25 protein-coding genes and 1 pseudogene are annotated in these 15,895 nt (G+C 31.9%); 13 read left to right on the top strand and 13 right to left on the bottom strand.

Features of this window, described 5'->3' with window-relative positions:
* Nucleotides 1-13: 13 nt before the first annotated feature.
* The 4 genes from AC2CGR_RS09620 to AC2CGR_RS09605 are packed head-to-tail and all read right to left on the bottom strand — an operon-like array spanning nucleotide 14 to nucleotide 666.
* Nucleotides 14-157: a YrzI family small protein gene (locus AC2CGR_RS09620; protein ID WP_087964456.1), complete on the bottom strand. Its 144-nt coding sequence runs from the start codon at nucleotides 155-157 to the stop codon at nucleotides 14-16.
* A 25-nt stretch (nucleotides 158-182) separates the two neighbouring features.
* The gene (locus AC2CGR_RS09615; protein WP_484480773.1) at nucleotides 183-326 is read right to left on the bottom strand and encodes a YrzI family small protein; all 144 of its coding nucleotides are present in this window, start codon (nucleotides 324-326) and stop codon (nucleotides 183-185) included.
* Nucleotides 327-354: 28 nt separating this feature from the next.
* Entirely contained in the window at nucleotides 355-498 is a 144-nt protein-coding gene (locus AC2CGR_RS09610; protein WP_087964454.1) for a YrzI family small protein, read from the bottom strand.
* Nucleotides 499-525: 27 nt separating this feature from the next.
* Nucleotides 526-666, bottom strand: coding sequence for a YrzI family small protein (locus AC2CGR_RS09605; protein WP_000156190.1), 141 nt, complete (start codon nucleotides 664-666; stop codon nucleotides 526-528).
* A 440-nt stretch (nucleotides 667-1,106) separates the two neighbouring features.
* Between AC2CGR_RS09605 and AC2CGR_RS09600 the strand changes: the two genes are divergently transcribed.
* The 7 genes from AC2CGR_RS09600 to AC2CGR_RS09570 all read left to right on the top strand — a co-directional run bounded on the left by AC2CGR_RS09600 (nucleotide 1,107) and on the right by AC2CGR_RS09570 (nucleotide 5,395).
* The gene (locus AC2CGR_RS09600; protein WP_087964452.1) at nucleotides 1,107-1,700 is read left to right on the top strand and encodes a DUF4825 domain-containing protein; all 594 of its coding nucleotides are present in this window, start codon (nucleotides 1,107-1,109) and stop codon (nucleotides 1,698-1,700) included.
* Nucleotides 1,701-1,714: 14 nt separating this feature from the next.
* Nucleotides 1,715-2,203, top strand: coding sequence for a hypothetical protein (locus AC2CGR_RS09595; protein ID WP_087964451.1), 489 nt, complete (start codon nucleotides 1,715-1,717; stop codon nucleotides 2,201-2,203).
* A gap of 129 nt (nucleotides 2,204-2,332) precedes the next feature.
* Nucleotides 2,333-2,713, top strand: a complete 381-nt coding sequence (locus AC2CGR_RS09590) for a GntR family transcriptional regulator (RefSeq protein WP_000805194.1) — start codon at nucleotides 2,333-2,335, stop codon at nucleotides 2,711-2,713.
* Nucleotides 2,710-3,582: an ABC transporter ATP-binding protein gene (locus AC2CGR_RS09585; protein ID WP_087964450.1), complete on the top strand. Its 873-nt coding sequence runs from the start codon at nucleotides 2,710-2,712 to the stop codon at nucleotides 3,580-3,582. Before AC2CGR_RS09590 ends, AC2CGR_RS09585 begins: the two co-directional genes overlap by 4 nt.
* The gene (locus AC2CGR_RS09580; RefSeq protein ID WP_270185052.1) at nucleotides 3,579-4,250 is read left to right on the top strand and encodes a DUF4052 family protein; all 672 of its coding nucleotides are present in this window, start codon (nucleotides 3,579-3,581) and stop codon (nucleotides 4,248-4,250) included. Before AC2CGR_RS09585 ends, AC2CGR_RS09580 begins: the two co-directional genes overlap by 4 nt.
* Nucleotides 4,251-4,286: 36 nt before the next feature.
* Nucleotides 4,287-4,766 (top strand): CcdC family protein, encoded by a 480-nt coding sequence (locus tag AC2CGR_RS09575; RefSeq protein WP_087964448.1) that lies wholly within the window; start codon nucleotides 4,287-4,289, stop codon nucleotides 4,764-4,766.
* 119 nt (nucleotides 4,767-4,885) lie between these two features.
* A complete protein-coding gene (locus AC2CGR_RS09570; RefSeq protein WP_484480772.1) occupies nucleotides 4,886-5,395 on the top strand; it encodes a 2'-5' RNA ligase family protein in 510 nt (169 codons plus the stop codon).
* Nucleotides 5,396-5,401: 6 nt separating this feature from the next.
* On the opposite strand, the gene coaW is transcribed toward AC2CGR_RS09570, so the two are convergent.
* The 9 genes from coaW to AC2CGR_RS09525 form a co-directional block, all read right to left on the bottom strand.
* Complete coding sequence (gene coaW / locus AC2CGR_RS09565) at nucleotides 5,402-6,232, bottom strand: type II pantothenate kinase (protein ID WP_484480771.1); 831 nt, start codon at nucleotides 6,230-6,232, stop codon at nucleotides 5,402-5,404.
* A gap of 92 nt (nucleotides 6,233-6,324) precedes the next feature.
* On the bottom strand, nucleotides 6,325-6,723 hold the full coding sequence (locus AC2CGR_RS09560; protein WP_087964445.1) for a 3-hydroxyacyl-ACP dehydratase FabZ family protein: 399 nt from the start codon (nucleotides 6,721-6,723) through the stop codon (nucleotides 6,325-6,327).
* A 56-nt stretch (nucleotides 6,724-6,779) separates the two neighbouring features.
* A complete protein-coding gene (locus AC2CGR_RS09555) occupies nucleotides 6,780-7,979 on the bottom strand; it encodes an LL-diaminopimelate aminotransferase (RefSeq protein WP_131102412.1) in 1,200 nt (399 codons plus the stop codon).
* A gap of 193 nt (nucleotides 7,980-8,172) precedes the next feature.
* Entirely contained in the window at nucleotides 8,173-8,370 is a 198-nt protein-coding gene (locus AC2CGR_RS09550; protein ID WP_131102410.1) for a DMT family transporter, read from the bottom strand.
* A 144-nt stretch (nucleotides 8,371-8,514) separates the two neighbouring features.
* On the bottom strand, nucleotides 8,515-8,877 hold the full coding sequence (locus AC2CGR_RS09545; protein WP_087964443.1) for a hypothetical protein: 363 nt from the start codon (nucleotides 8,875-8,877) through the stop codon (nucleotides 8,515-8,517).
* Between the two features lie 170 nt (nucleotides 8,878-9,047).
* Nucleotides 9,048-9,347: a hypothetical protein gene (locus AC2CGR_RS09540; RefSeq protein WP_087964442.1), complete on the bottom strand. Its 300-nt coding sequence runs from the start codon at nucleotides 9,345-9,347 to the stop codon at nucleotides 9,048-9,050.
* 161 nt (nucleotides 9,348-9,508) lie between these two features.
* Nucleotides 9,509-10,711 (bottom strand): MFS transporter, encoded by a 1,203-nt coding sequence (locus AC2CGR_RS09535; RefSeq protein WP_087964441.1) that lies wholly within the window; start codon nucleotides 10,709-10,711, stop codon nucleotides 9,509-9,511.
* A 304-nt stretch (nucleotides 10,712-11,015) separates the two neighbouring features.
* On the bottom strand, nucleotides 11,016-11,450 hold the full coding sequence (gene exsC / locus AC2CGR_RS09530; protein WP_087964440.1) for an exosporium protein ExsC: 435 nt from the start codon (nucleotides 11,448-11,450) through the stop codon (nucleotides 11,016-11,018).
* A 169-nt stretch (nucleotides 11,451-11,619) separates the two neighbouring features.
* Nucleotides 11,620-11,772, bottom strand: coding sequence for a YqbF domain-containing protein (locus AC2CGR_RS09525; protein ID WP_071680000.1), 153 nt, complete (start codon nucleotides 11,770-11,772; stop codon nucleotides 11,620-11,622).
* A 478-nt stretch (nucleotides 11,773-12,250) separates the two neighbouring features.
* Here AC2CGR_RS09525 and AC2CGR_RS09520 point away from each other — a divergent pair.
* The 6 genes and pseudogenes from AC2CGR_RS09520 (at nucleotide 12,251) to AC2CGR_RS09495 (ending at nucleotide 15,784) form a co-directional block, all read left to right on the top strand.
* A pseudogene (locus AC2CGR_RS09520) lies at nucleotides 12,251-12,606 on the top strand (hypothetical protein).
* Between the two features lie 196 nt (nucleotides 12,607-12,802).
* A complete protein-coding gene (locus tag AC2CGR_RS09515; protein WP_087964439.1) occupies nucleotides 12,803-13,588 on the top strand; it encodes a class I SAM-dependent methyltransferase in 786 nt (261 codons plus the stop codon).
* 69 nt (nucleotides 13,589-13,657) lie between these two features.
* The gene (locus AC2CGR_RS09510; RefSeq protein ID WP_000621882.1) at nucleotides 13,658-13,846 is read left to right on the top strand and encodes a YvzF family protein; all 189 of its coding nucleotides are present in this window, start codon (nucleotides 13,658-13,660) and stop codon (nucleotides 13,844-13,846) included.
* Nucleotides 13,847-13,923: 77 nt separating this feature from the next.
* On the top strand, nucleotides 13,924-14,889 hold the full coding sequence (locus AC2CGR_RS09505) for a nucleoside hydrolase (RefSeq protein WP_270185058.1): 966 nt from the start codon (nucleotides 13,924-13,926) through the stop codon (nucleotides 14,887-14,889).
* A gap of 179 nt (nucleotides 14,890-15,068) precedes the next feature.
* Nucleotides 15,069-15,311, top strand: a complete 243-nt coding sequence (locus AC2CGR_RS09500; protein WP_000638307.1) for a GlsB/YeaQ/YmgE family stress response membrane protein — start codon at nucleotides 15,069-15,071, stop codon at nucleotides 15,309-15,311.
* A 77-nt stretch (nucleotides 15,312-15,388) separates the two neighbouring features.
* The gene (locus tag AC2CGR_RS09495) at nucleotides 15,389-15,784 is read left to right on the top strand and encodes a hypothetical protein (RefSeq protein ID WP_000847587.1); all 396 of its coding nucleotides are present in this window, start codon (nucleotides 15,389-15,391) and stop codon (nucleotides 15,782-15,784) included.
* Nucleotides 15,785-15,895 lie beyond the last annotated feature (111 nt).

Here is a 15,895-nt window from a genome sequence, read left to right as displayed (position 1 = left end):
CTTTAAAAGTTATTTAGAAAAGACGATTGTAATACGAAGCTTGACGCTCTTTTACTTCGTCCATAATAGTTTGAATGTGTTGCTCACGCAAAATCTCATTCTGTGAAAGTTTACGTTGTTGAATGGTGATGGTTAAAAAGAATGCTTTAAATTTCATTAGATAAAACCCCTTTATAATTGATTTAGAAAAGACGACTGTAATAAGAAGCTTGGCGGTCTTTCATTTCGTCCATAATGGATTGAATGTGTTGCTCACGTAAAATTTCGTTTCGAGAAAGCTTACGTTGTTGAATGGTGATGGTTAAAAAGAATGCTTTAAATTTCATGAAGGTATTTCTCCTTAAAAATATATTTTTAATACATGTGCGTATAGTATGAACTTTTAATGTCAGTCATTTTATCAGTCAGTTGTTTTAATTGTTGTTTACGATTGATTTCAGCTTCAGTTAAAGTATTTTTCTGAAGTACAGTCGTAAAAAAGAAAATATGAAAAGTCATAAATGAATTCCTCCTTTCGAAAAGGAATTACATGTGATCACAATAAAGTGCTTGGCGCTCCTTAACATCATTCATAGCTTTTTCAATTTGCTCATTATGAAAAATTTCATCTTTGGAAATTGTATTTCTTTGAATCGTAATACTTAAAAACAATACGCTAATAGTCATCGAATGTTGCTCCTTTCTTTAAAAAATAATGTAAGAGACTAAAAAATCGCACAAAAAAGCCACAGGAAGATATAGTTCTCCTATGGCCAGGCGTGAAAAAGCCACAGGAAAGTATACGACCTCCTGTGGCGAATTTATGAATTAATAGAAATAAAGTACAATTTTCAATTCTCCATTAGGGTGGTCGAATTCATATTTAATTGTCCAGAAAACACATGTGCAGTTAACGCTAAAGTTAAAGCATGTAATTGTAATTTCATCATTTCCTTCGACCTCCTTTTAGAATATTTTTCTTACGTTAGTAAGTATATACAATTAATGGATAATTGTAAACATAAAAATTGAAAATTTTTAATTTTGATTAAAATGCGTATGTTTTAAAGGGATTTGATAAGTACTATTGTAATTAAAGAAATACCGATAAAAATGGGGGATGCTAAATGAAGTATATGCATCGTAATGTAATGGTTATGCTAACAATTTTTTTATTTATTACTGCTTGTTCTAGCGGAGAAAGAATAAAAGGAATATCTGATGTTGAACCTGGTGACTTTAAGCAATATGCTGGGACATATGTTGGGAATAACTCAGATGTGGTTGCAATTGTTAATCATTTACCCGGTGGTGAAACATTTCAAAGTATAAGTTTAGAGAATGAAAGTATAAAGGTGAACTATGATGCAAAAGAGAATGGAATCCTTACAGAAGACATGGTTGAGACATATTGGTTTGATGGTAAGGATACGATGGAGAAGAATTTTCTCTTTAACGTTATTTATCTAGCGATTTTAGTACCAAATGCGAAAAGCTACGAGTTTCAAGTAGAAAATAAAAATTTCACGATAAAAAGAGAAGAAATACTATCAATCCTGTATGAAAAATTTGATAATTTTCCAAAAGAAAATGATATATGGGATAAAAAGAAAGTAGTAAAGTTTCTTAACGAAAATAACGAAGAAATTACAATGCTTATGAATGATAAAGAGTTTCGGAAATCTTTATTTACTAAATATCCAGTGCAGCAGTTGAAATGATTGGAGGAGAAAAGATGGAGTTAGTATACAAAATTTCTTATCATAGAATGCAGGATCATTATTTATCTAAGTTAGTACAGGCAATTGAGTTCGCTAATGAAGATGATTTGTGGAAGCAAGGGAACTCTGTTAATCCAATTGGTGGAATCGTATTGCATATTTGTGAACATATACAGAGAAATACGAGTCGTTATAAAAATCCAAATATAGTTTTTGAAAAGGGAATCGAGGAGTATTTTCCAGTAAAACGACAACGTACTGAAGTTTTGCTACAGTATGTTGAAAAAGTATTTGATGAATGGGGAAAAGCATATATACAAGCATGGGAAGAAAAAAGACATATTGATCTTCATAGTTTATTACATTTAGTAGAGCATACAAGTTATCATTTAGGGCAAATAGTAGATCGTACAAAGTTGATAAAAGGACAACAATTTAACTTTTGTCAAAAGGGTATAAATGAAAAGGATTTGAGAACAAGAGTTGAAACTTCTAAATTTTAGAAAGAGAGTCATTCTTAAACGAATGACTCTCTTTTTTTGTAAAAGAAATTTATGGAAATAAATATGTTTATGTGATATGGTTAATTACATAAGTAATGAACCTATGAACCTAACTAAGGTGGTGAAATTGTGAAACCTACTCTGGAGCAAAATAAATTGATATACTTACAAATTGCAGAAACGATCGAATCTGATATTTTAAAAGACATATTGCTTGAAGAAGAACAAGTGCCATCAACAAATCAATTTGCGAAGATGCTACAAATTAATCCAGCTACTGCAGCTAAAGGGGTAAATGTATTAGTGGATGAAGGGATTTTATATAAAAAGAGAGGGATCGGGATGTTTGTTGCAAAAGGAGCGAAAGAAGTTGTACTTAAAAAAAGACAAAATACTTTTATGACCGAATATTTACCGAAAGTGTGGGAAGAAGCAAAAGTATTAGAAATATCGAAAGACGAATTGATGGATATGATTCAAAAAATCACGAAGGAGGGGAAAGAGGGATGATTGCACTTGAAACGAAAGATATAACGAAAAAATACAAAAAGAAAGTAGCTGTAAATGAAGTAACGATTTCATTGGAAGAGCATAAAATATATGGTTTGCTTGGTAGAAACGGAGCAGGAAAAACGACGCTATTAAATTTACTTGCAGGCCAAATTACTTCAAGTAGTGGTAGCGTATCAATATTTGGTGAAAATGTATTTGAAAATAGTAAAGCGATGCAAAATATTTGTTTCGTTAAAGTGAAAGAAGAAGCTCATTTAAGTTATAGAGTAAAAGAAATTTTTAAGATGTGTAGCATGTTTTATAAAAATTGGGATGGAAAGTATGCTGAAGAACTAGCAGGCAAATTTCAACTTAATATAACAGAAAAATATCACAAACTATCACATGGTATGCAAACGGTTGTCGGGATTATTCAAGGGTTGGCAAGTAGGGCACCAATTACTATTTTTGATGAACCAACTACAGGTTTAGATGCAGCACATCGAGAGTTATTTTATAGTTTACTATTAGAAGATTACGGTAAGTATCCCCGAACAATTATATTATCAACACATTTAGTAGAAGAAGTAACTCATATTATTGAAGATGTAATCATCATAAAAGAAGGAAGATTGCTTGTTCAATCATCAGTGGAAGATTTATTGCAACAAGCTCATATTATTTCAGGGAAAAAAGATAAAGTAGATGAATTCTTGATTAATAAAAATGTTATAAATCGAGAAGGTTATGGAAATAAGGGGATTGCTGTTATATGGGAAGAACTTTCTAATGAAGATTATTACTCTCTTGAAAAAGAAGGTCTAGTAATTGATAGAATTACATTACAAAAACTATTTATTCACATAACTGGTGGTGAAGTGAAATGACGATGTTATTGAAGCAGTTAAAGTTACATATTAATTTTCATTATAAAGCAATTTTAATATTTTGGATTGTAATTTTATTAATAACAGGAGCTTTGAATGCTGCTCATTTAAACGGAGTAAAAATTGGTTATTTACCTGAGATTATTAATAATCCTTCAATAGCAATTATAATGTTTATAGTTGGGAGTGTTTTCATTATTCAAGATGATTTATTTCGTTTAGCTGTTTCATTTGGCGTTACGAGAATACAATTTTTCATCGGAGCGATTTGTTATATTGTACTGCAATCGGCATTGTTTTCATTTCTTCAAGTAATGCTTTTACAACATATAAAATATAATTTAGAGAATGTTAACTTTGGGGAGCAATTAGCGCAACAATTTATTTTGCAATTTTTATTTTATGTAACAACAGCATGTTTCTTTCAAGTGGTAATACTTTTAAAACAACGATTTCAGTGGATTGGTCTTATGATTGGTGGAACACTTTTCTTATCAACAAATAGTGTGCTTTATGGAAACGCAGGGGTAACCGGTTTATTATTTACAAGTGATGGATCTTTAGTAGATATTCCATATTTTACTGTTATTTCAATTGGATTAACTATTCTTTATATCATAACTAGTAGTATATTTATACGTAAAGTATCATTTGAACGAACGGTTTAATAGAGTGTTGGATTATTTTAGAGAGAAGGAAAGTAAATGGGAGACACGTCCTCACTAATTACAGTCTTTTTATGCATTGCACTACTAATATTTTTGCGTCGTTATCGCTCTATGTATAAGCCAATAAAGGGAACGGGAAAACGTATGTTATGGCCATTACTATTTTTAACACCAGGGATTATATGGTTTTTTGGCCCCGTACATCCAGCTATCTTACAAGTTATAATAGCGGTATTAATTGGTGTCCTTTTCGCCGTACCACTTATAGTTTTAACAAATTATGAGCGAAGAGAGGATGGGAATATTTATACGAAAAAAAGTGCAGCTTTTTTAATTACTTTTATTGCACTGATTATTTTAAGATATGGTTCAAGGCAATATATTATTGATTTAGATCAACAAACGATTGGTTTATTATTTTACGTTGTTGCCGTGTCATATATCATTCCGTGGAGAATTGCTTGTTATATTAAGTTCAGAAAAGTTTGGCGGGAAAATAATAATCATGCTATATAAGAAAAAACTTCTCTTTCGAGAAGTTTTTTCTTTTTATATGTAATTGTAAACATTTGTTGAAGTGCACACTGCTATACAATATGATAAATATAAAAAAAGGGGAAGTAGGGAGTATAAAAATGCGTACGATTTTACTTTTTCTAAATAAAATTTCTATCAATGAAATAGAGGCCATTAGGCTAAAACATGATCCTTTATTTGGGTTAATTCCACCGCATATTACAATTGTATTCCCATTTGAAAGTTCACTTTCAAATGATGAGTTGAAACTACATATTTTGAAGTTATCAAAAGGGATACAGGAGATAGAAATTGAATTTGCGAATCAAATTACGAGTGTGGGAGAATATTTGTTTTTACTAGTTGAAAAGGGAAAAGAACAAATAGAAGAACTGCATAATATCCTGTATACAGGACCTTTAATACAATTTTTGAAAGAAGATATTCCGTACATACCGCATGTAACAGTCGGGAGAATAGAAAGTGCTGGGGTAGCTGCTGAAGTAGCTAAGGATATTCAAAGTTTTCCTGAAAAGTTACAATGTGTAGTTGATAGAATTAGTGTAGAGCGAATTGGAGAGAATGGGGAATCAATTATAGAATTTGAAGTACCGTTGCAAAAAAGCTGACAATTGTCAGCTTTTTTTATTCGTAACATGAAGCCAAGCTCCAATCGCACCACTATTACCACCATCTCGTAAAAAAATAGGTGTTTTATTTTGATATTTTGTGTAGCTACAAATAATATTTTGAAGGTGTACGTTATTACATAGAGTCGAGCCAATATAAATAATATGGTCAATGTTTTTTGTTTCGGCGAATTGAAGGCTTAATGCAGTAACGACTTCACCGACAAGCCCTTGTACAGTAGCAAGTATATCTGAGCTATTATAATTTGATTCTATAGTAGCCGCTTTACCAAAATTGCTTGCAGTTAAACTATTATCAATAGGTGAGAGAATACCACCATAAATATCTCCAACCGTAATATCTAGTTCTTTTCTAGAACCTATTTTTGTTAAAGGAATCACATCTTCAAAATGATCTATATTTGTTAATAATTTTGAAAGTCCCATAATAGTGCCACCGCCAACACCAGTCCCACCAGCTCGAATATATTTGTCATTATAAACGTAATGAATAGAAGTACCTGTTCCGATATTTGTTAAAATAAAGTTGTTTATATCATATTTCTCTTCTTTTAACATGTAGCGGACGCCTATAAGAGTAGCTTCAAATTCGTTTAGCTCTATTATTTTATATGAACCTGTAAGCAGTTGCTGTAATTGTTTTGCTTTACCACCTGTAATACATATTTGTTTTTTACCAGTGTTTTTCTTAAGCCAATCTATTATTTTATCTTGTTCATTTGAATAAAATTTTTCAAAAGCTAATTGCTTTTTTTCGTTCAAATAAGCAATTTTTGTTAATGTTCCTCCAGCATCGATACCAATCGTACTTTTCATTTTCCTGCCCCTAACCAAGTAGTTTATTTACTCTGTTCATGTTGGTGAAACGAATTTGTAGGAGATAGAGCCCCAGTCGAATTACATCTTCTTTATTCAGCTTGATATATTAATAGCTTTTCTATCATTACAATCGGCTGATTATTAACCGTTGCGGTACCTTTACCGAGAACAAAACCTCGGCGATTTCGAGATAGCTCATAATGCAAATCAAGTTTATCACCGGGATATGCTTTTCCGTGGAATGTAACTCCATCTAAAGAGGAGAGAAAGCCTAATCCTTCAGAGTCACTCGTATGTACAAATGCGCTAAGCTGAGCAAGTGCTTCTACAATTAACATATGAGGCATATGTTTTTGACTATCATTTATAAACCATTCATTATTTGTAATGAGTTTATATCCCGTAACGGATTCACCATGTTTTACATTTGTTACTTTATCAATCATTAAAAATGGATAACGATGAGGAAGAGTGTCTTCAATGTGCATATGAAAATACCTCCAATAAATAATACCCCTGCTACAGTTAAGCAGGGGAGTTATCATTAATTTTTAACTAATTCATTTACTTTTTCAAGAGAAAAAATACCACTATTTCTAATGTTTTCAACCACTTGTTGTAGCACTTTTTTATCTTGAACGAGTGCAATACGTACAAAACCTTCTCCGTGAGGTCCAAATGCATGACCTGGCGTAACAACGACATTCGCACGATCCATTAATGCATATGCGAAATCTATAGAAGTCCAGCCGTTCGGAATTTCAGCCCAAACGAACATACTACCAGCTGGTTTATCGACATTCCAGCCAAATGTTTTGAACCCATCGATTAAAGTATCTCTACGTTCTTGATAAATACCGCGATTTTTCTCACAAAAAGCAGCGCCATTTCTTAGTGCAGCACATGCTGCTTTTTGAATTGGTAAAAACACTCCGTAATCTGTATTAGATTTAAATTGTGTAAGTGCCCCGACAATTTCTTCATTACCAATCATATAACCAATACGGCTACCTGCTAAACTATAACTTTTTGACAAAGAGTTGATTTCTACGCCAACGTCTTTAGCACCAGGCACAGAGAGGAAGCTAATTGGTTTGTTACCATCAAAATAAAATTCAGCATAAGCAAAATCATGGACAACAATAATGTTATGCTTTTTTGCGAATGCAATTATCTCTTTAAAGAAATCTTCATGAGCCATTGCTGGAACCGGATTCCCTGGGAAGTTTAAAATCATCATCTTCGCTTTATCTGCAATTTCTTCAGGAATTAGCTCTAAGTTAGGTAAGAAATCATTATCTTTCTTTAGAGGCATGTAGTAAGATGTTGCTCCAGCCATTTGAATTCCTGTTTCATAAGCTGTATATCCTGGATCAGGAACTAATATAATATCTCCCGGATTCGCATAAACCATAGGTAAATGAACGAGTCCATCCTGTGACCCCATTAATAATAAAACTTCTTTATCGGCATTTAATATAACATTATGAGTGTTGTTGTAATATTCAGTTACAGCTTCGTGAAATTCTTGAATACCACTTAATGTGTATCCATAGCTTTCTTTTTGATTTGCTGTATGTACCATTTCTTCTCTTACGAAATCAGCAGGTGGCATATCAGGATTCCCGATACTTAAATCAATCATTTTGTGACCTGCTGCAATCTTATCTTTTTTATAGGCCCCTAATTCACTAAATATAGAAGATTGGAATGCTTTCATTCTAGTTGCTAACGTGTAAGTCATCAAAACCCCTCCTAAAAACAGTGTTTTCTTTCTGCGTTTTTAATTATTCTGAAAACACATGAGTACATTTTATCATTTTTTTATGAAAATTAAAACGATTGACAAATTTAGAGGGAGGATTAGTCTTTTTTGAAAGGGGCGCTGTAAATAAGTATCGGTAAACTGAACTGTTTATTATATCTTTCTAGATGGTTTAGGATGTTTTGTAGTTTTTGTTAAGTATATCCCGCATATTTTGGATGAAAAAGTACACGAAAACGAGGCCTAATATACCACTAAGCCAATAGTATGAATTTCCTGTCGTGAATTTTTCATAACATGAATATGCGTTCCATATGATTAGGAGAATGGAACAGATTGTTGATACAATTAATGAACTTAAACTTCTCAAAAAAAAGCACCTCACATTAAAATATTGTTATTATATAATACTACATATAAATTTAAAAATTTAAAAGAGGGAAATGTTTTTGGGGAGGTTTTGTAAAATAAAAATAACGCAGAAAATATTTTCTGCGTTTTAAATGAAGAGTAATCATTTCTTTTTATATGTACATAATCTTTCCACTGCATAAAAGTATACATTTAATTTGTCATCGACAACTTTTAAAGTTTGATCCGATGTAAATGAGTTACCATAATCAATGTGATATACATTTGAATCTTTTACAAATGAACCTTTATATAAATCTTCTTTTTTCTTTGTTGTTTGCATCTCTACTAAATTTTGAATGATTTTTTCTTTCTTTTCTTCTTTTACAACTGTTTCAAATTTATACGATACAGGACAAAGACCATTTTTGTTGTCAACGACTTCCCAAGTACCGTATATGTCATTATTGCTACATCCACTGAGTAGTATAATGAATAATGGAATAAGTAATAGAACCTTTTTCATTTTGTACTCCTTTCTTTTTACTTTCAATAAACGTGCGAATACGATAGGAATATTGTAATAAATAAAGTTTAAATTTTTATAAAGAATTATTTAATTTCATATAAAAATTTAGAAGGAATTGAAAAAGAATGAATCTAGTGTACAGTCAGATTCATGCCGAGTACTATAGTCTATGTTATGTTTCTTTTGAGGGAAAATAAAGAGGAAAGTAGGATCACTATTCCATTTAAAATATATACAATGGCAACAATAAAGGCTAATGTACCTGCTTCAAATCCAGCTGTATCAAATATAGATGCGAATGCTGCGGTAGTCAAAAAGACTATGGGAGTTAGTAGTGAAAATATGGAACCTGCAACAATTCTTCTTTTAAAGTTATGCTTAGAAAGGAAAATGGCTAAAAAGTTTAGGATGCTAAACATTACTATTACAAAAATAAAGGTAATAAATAATTGCATACCATCAGACATTTCTACACCGCCTTGTTATGGATAATATTTTATATAATGTATTCGAAGGTGAGAGTGTTCACGCCTTTTAATAATTTTAATAAACGTAATAAATAAGGTTGTATATAATAAAGAAGCATGGATTAGTCTAATTCTACTAAATCCATGCTTCTTTGATTATGTTATAAATTCGCAGATTGCGACGGTTGTTTTTCATACTGTTTCTGTTTAGATAGCGATATAAAAATAATTAATAATGAAATAACTCCGAAGATTAGAACCATATATTGCAATCCAATCGTATCTAAGAAGAAACCAGTACCGAGTAAAACGATTTGGAACATCACTCTCTCAAACATATTACGGAATGAGAATAGACGGCCGTGATAACTTTTTTCCACTTTCGTTTGGAAAATTGTCGACATAATAGGGAAGAAGCAACCGACACTAAAACCAAATAAACCAAATGATGTAAGAGACATCCATTTTATATCGCTAAAGAACAATGATAGATGTGCAAAAGCGGTACAAACTGCGAAGAAATATAGTAACTTTTCAGGTTTGAAATGATCAGATAAACGTTTAATAACGAAGGCACCTAACATAAATGCGATACCTTCAATGGTATATATAAATCCTTTAATCGTTGGATCATGTTGCATTTCGCTAATGTTAATTACCATTAAATTAAATCCAGCTATAAATAATAGAGGGATAATACTTAATATAAGTGCTGTGAAAGCAATCGGAATTCCTTTTAAAATACGAAATACTTCCATAAAGCTATTATCTTTTGCAGCTTGTTTGCTTGGTGTTGTTGATTTCTTATCTTCGAATTGAAGGAAGAAAGTTGAGAGGAATAATAAAGCGTACGCTGCCATTGAGAAGGCATACATATACTGTAAACTCATTACAACTAAAAGAATGCCACCTAGTGAAGTACCTGCAATACGAGCGATTGTACCTACATTCATATGTACGCCGTTCATCTGTAATAACTCATGCTCACTTACGATAAGTGGGATTACAGATTGTAATGCAGGGAAATAAAATGCTGCTGAAATTTGAAGAGCAACCATAAATGCAATCATAAAGGCGATACTTTCAAATTGGATAGCGAAAAACATAAAAATAACACTAATAACACGACCGAACCCGGCATAAAGAAGAACTTTTTTCTTTTCATACTGATCAATAATGCGACCAGCCATAGGCCCTACTAGAACACCTGCTAATAGTCCAATAAATAATATAACTGATTTCATGAAATCAGAAGGGACATATTTTTGCATAAATTCTAGATTGCCAAGAATACCAAGCCATAACCCTAAACCAGCAATAAACTCCCCAATTAAAACAATCCAAACATTTTTATTACGCCACATAATATAAAACCTCTCCGTCTTTTAAAATGAAAAACTCGTATATAAAACCTCCTTATTTTATGTATAATTTATAACGAACTTTTTTAGAGTCAGAGTCTATATTACGTGTTTCATGAGTGGATTTCAATTTTTTTGATTTGTCAAAAAAACGATTCGTTAATTGATAAAATAAGCACATCAAAATGTAAATACGAGATGATTGAAAACGAACTGAAAGTAGGGGTAAATATCGCAAAAATAAAAAAGCAAGAACGTATAATTACGTCTCGCTTTTCTCAATAGCAAAATTAAACATTAGATTCACTTAGCAGCATTTACGCTCTTGTCCAATAGCTAAAGCGCTAAAAGATAGAGGACCAACAACTTCTGCGCTTGCACCACTAGTAAGGTTTTCTACAGTTAATGAATATTCGTGTGATCCACTGCTAACGTTTTGATCTATAGCTTGAAATGTTTGTACGTAGAATTGTTCAGAATCTGTAGATTCAATACCTACTTGTGCATTAAAAATTTCAATGTTATCACGGAAAATTCGGAATAAAACTTGTGAAGTCCCAGTTATACCTTCTACACCAATTGTAGCGATTAATTCTACGCGATTATTACGTGAATCTCTACTTGAAATTCTTACTTTCAAATTTGCTAGAATTGCTTTATTTGGAGAAGCTGGGATTGCAAAAGTGGTTTCACCCGTTTTACTTATAGGTTGAGTAGCTTGGTAATCAATGATATGAGTCATATTCGTCACCTCCTCATATACTAAAATATGAAAATGGCAATGAAATAGCTTGGACAAATAATAGAATATTTTAATAGAGTCGACAATAAGTGTTGAAAAGGAGTAATTCATAAAAAAGCATCAAGAAAATATCACAATAAAGTGAGGTTTTTCTTGATGCTTTTTGTAATTAAGCAGAATATTCTTCTTTACGTACTTCGAAAAATTCATTACGACGCAAGTAATTATAAACTTTCTCGGAAACCTCTTCTTCTTCAGACATTAAGAAACGATGATCAAAAGCATAGAAGGATTGACCTTTAATTAATTTTACGTAGTAAATTTTACACGCCTCCTCTAGCAAAATTAGTATGTACTTAATATTATGATGACCTATATGCATATGAATCATACTTGAAGTTTCAAAGGATAGAAGCTAAACAAAATAAAAAAGCTTACAAAACTGTAATGTTGTTGTCACGTTTTCCGATAGTTAAAAATAACCAATCTCTTCTATACTACAAATAGGTTACATAAAATAAGGGGGTAAAAAGATGGATGAAGTGATTGGAGAAGTAGTAGCAGGTATTTGTGAATTTGTGGTGGAAGTAACAGCAGATGCTATTGGCAATTTAGCTTCCGGAAATGATGAGGAAAAAGAAACATTATAATAGTTTGTAAAAGTATACAGATGATCAAACTATAAAGGCTGATTTCTAAAGGGAAGTCAGCTTTTTTATTTTTTACATTATATTAATTTCATTTGAATATTCATTTGTTATGATGTTTGTGAAACTCATAAAGGAGGTGAATAAATAAAGATGTCAAATTTAGGGGCTGATTTATCTGATTCTCGTTTGATTGTGGCGAATGTGGAGGAAAAGGAATATCACTTTATAGTCCGTGAACATCCGATTGTAGGGAATATTATATCGCTATTGGAAAATGGAAAAGAATATGGTTTAATAAATAAACAAATCGCTAATAAAGATAAATTTATTAAAACGGAGCTTGCTTTAACATAGATGTTCTATATCATACACCTGGATGGATATGGATTGGCATGGATCAATTTGGTTTACATGCTCGTGAGGCTACTTATAACGAAGTAGATGTGATTATGAAGTTGAAAGAGGATTTATATTATATAGATGTATATGAAAAAGTAAAAATGTAATTGATATTTAGTCAGGTTAGGGGACAAGTTCCCGTAGCCTTTTTTGTTTTATATGTAAACGGAAAATCGATTTTATGTTGATGATAGGACAGCATGATAAGAAGTGAGCTGAAAAGAGGATTTGAAAATACATAAAGAGAACTTTAATTATTACATGAATTCTATATGTAAATAACAATAGAAAGAAGATGATAAAATGAGTAAAGAAGAGCTTGTGAAACAACAGTTTGGTAATAATGCGGAGAAGTATGTAAAAAGTAAAATTCATGCTAAAGGACCGGATTTACAATATGTAGTTCAACAAGTTGAGTCTCGTCATAATAATCGTCTTCTTGATATTGCTACTGGCGGAGGACATGTTGCGAATGTATTAGCTCCATTGTTTCAAGAAGTAGTCGCCTTAGACTTAACAGAAAAAATGTTAGAGAATGCGAAAAACTTTATTATAAGTAATGGACATGAAAATGTATCTTTTGTCGCTGGAAATGCTGAAGATTTACCGTTTTCTGATCGTTCTTTTGATGTGATAACATGCCGAATTGCAGCACATCATTTTACGAATCCAGCTCAGTTTATTTATGAAGTAAATCGGACGTTAGAAGATAACGGATTGTTTATTTTAATAGATAATGTTTCACCGGAAAATAATGAATTTGATACGTTTTATAATTTTATAGAAAAAAAGCGGGATCCGAGTCATGAACGAGCGTTGAAAAAAACAGAATGGATTACCTTATTAGAAAGAAATAGTTTGCAAATGCAGTCGTGTCTTACTTTTGACAAGAAATTTGAATTTGATTGGTGGTGCGATATGATGGATGTACCTTTGCAGAAACGTGTGAAATTAACAGAATGTATGATGAAAACATCACTTGAAATGCAAGAATTCTTTAACATTCAATATGAAAATAATAAAATTATATCGTTTTATACTGAAATGGCATTGTTTATATGTAAAAAAAGTGCGACATTAAAAAGATAAATTTCTTGAAGTCTTTTCAAAGTACGATATACTTAGTACTGAGAAAATGAGAATAGAGGAAAAGTAATAATGATTCGCGTACGTATTGAAGGAACTGAAGAAGAAATGCTTGAATTTATGGAGAAAATGCCTGATATTCCTGGATTTGAAAAAACACATACGAGAGAACCAAGAAAAGGCAATAATCCAAAATACGATTCAAGTAAAAATGTACTAGCATATTTATCTTATAAAAAGATTGAAGTCGCCAATAAATAGGCGGCTTTTTTAGTTTGCATCGTTTCACAGCCTTGTCTTTTTTACATACTAATAATAGTAGAGTATGCTGAAGAGGGGTGAGGATAGTTAATAAGAAAATCATCTTTTTTGGAGACTTTGGTATTGACGATGCTGTGGCGTTAATTTATGCAAATAAAACATGTAAATTAGATATTATAGGTATTGTTGCTGAATATGGAAATGTATCGCGAGAAATCGTAACGGAAAATGTGTACTTTTTAGAAAGATACTATGCTACAGAAGTAAAAATTATTGAGGGTGCAGCAAGACCGATGACAGCTGAAGAACCTTTATTCTTTCCTGAAATTCATGGGGAGCACGGTTTAGGTCCAATTATTCCACCTGATATGAGGATTTGTAAACGCGAAAATTTTTGTGAATTAATTAAATTAATTGAACCTTGTCCGAAAGATATTATTATCGTAGCGACAGGGCGATTAACAACGTTGGCAACATTATTTTTATTATATCCAAACGTCATGGATAAAGTATGCTCGTATTATATTATGGGCGGTGCTTTTTTATTTCCTGGTAATGTTACTCCTGTATCAGAAGCGAATTTTTATGGAGATCCAATTGCCGCAAATATTGTGATGAAGTACGCGAAGAATGCGACTATTTATCCGTTAAATGTAACGCAAAAAGCCCTAATTACTCCTGAAATGGTGGATATTATTAATAGAGAAGGAACAGGGCAGGCAAAGCTTATTAAACCAATGATTGATTTTTATTATGAGAACTTTTATAAAAAAGAATACCCGGGTATTGCTGGAAGTCCGATTCACGATTTACTTCCATTCATTTCATTTATAAATGATGATATTTTTGAATATAAAAAATCTGCAGTTTGGATTAGTACGACAAATGATGTAACAAGAGGACAAAGTGTGGCTGACTTTAGAAAAATAGCTGAGCCGACAAGGTTTGATGATCGGCCAATACAAAGAATTGCGGTTGGTTTTAACTATCCTGCATTTAAAGAAGAGTTTATGCGGACAATATTGAAGCCCGATTGTCCATAATAAGTGTAATATCTCAAGCTGCATAAATCGTTAGTCTAAAAAGTTAATTAATATGTATTGTTTTTACAAAAAAACACAGTTGTGCTCCATGAATAACTTATGAAAAATGTAACATAACTAATGGTAAGCAATTGTTTCTAATTATATTTTGATTGGTGAAATATAAAGGAGGTTATCATATGATTTGGTCTTTAATCGTTGGTGGTATATTAGGGTGGCTTGCTAGCTTAATTACTGGTAGGGATGTACCAGGCGGTGTAATTGGTAATATCATTGCTGGTATTATTGGTTCTTGGATTGGTGGGAAATTACTTGGTAGTTTCGGCCCAGTAATCGGCGGATATGCAATTATTCCAGCTTTAATTGGTGCGATTATTTTAATCTTCATCGTAAGTTTCTTATTGCGAGCAATGCGAAAATAAATGTAAGGACTGTTTACATTTGTAAGCAGTCCTTTTTATATGTTATGCTAGTATTATACAATCAGGAGGTGTCAGCATTGAAAACATTTACAGTAAATTTTCATCAAGAAGATAATGCTAAAGCGACAACAGTACATAAATTAAGTGAAGAGGACTTCAATAAAGCAACAGAAAAAGGCACTCGTCATCTATTTGATTTAGATACAAATGTTGGATTCTTCGTATTCTTTGATGCAGAAGATGCAGAAGGAAATGATCAATACTTAATGTTACAATATGAAGGAGATCATGAAGAGCCAACTGCGTGCTACGGATTTGATTTAAAACTATACTATCAATTTTTAGCACTATACTTAAATGATCTTGAATTCCAAGGTGAAACTGATGAAGAAGAGGAAGAGTATGGTCCAATTCATCATTTAGCTCACTTACTTTATCATATTGTTGAAGATGGTAAGTCAATCGAAGTGTAAAAATACATATGTAAAGCTGTCCTTTTGGGCAGCTTTTTTCATTTTCTAAAGCAAAATATACAAATTGGATTTCTGATGATGATAGGTGGTTTGATTAAATAGAGAAAGCAA

This window comes from Bacillus sp. LSHTCR4 (assembly GCF_057197025.1).
Note: the sequence above shows the minus strand (reverse complement) of the source record. Positions and strands in the feature narration are given on the sequence as shown.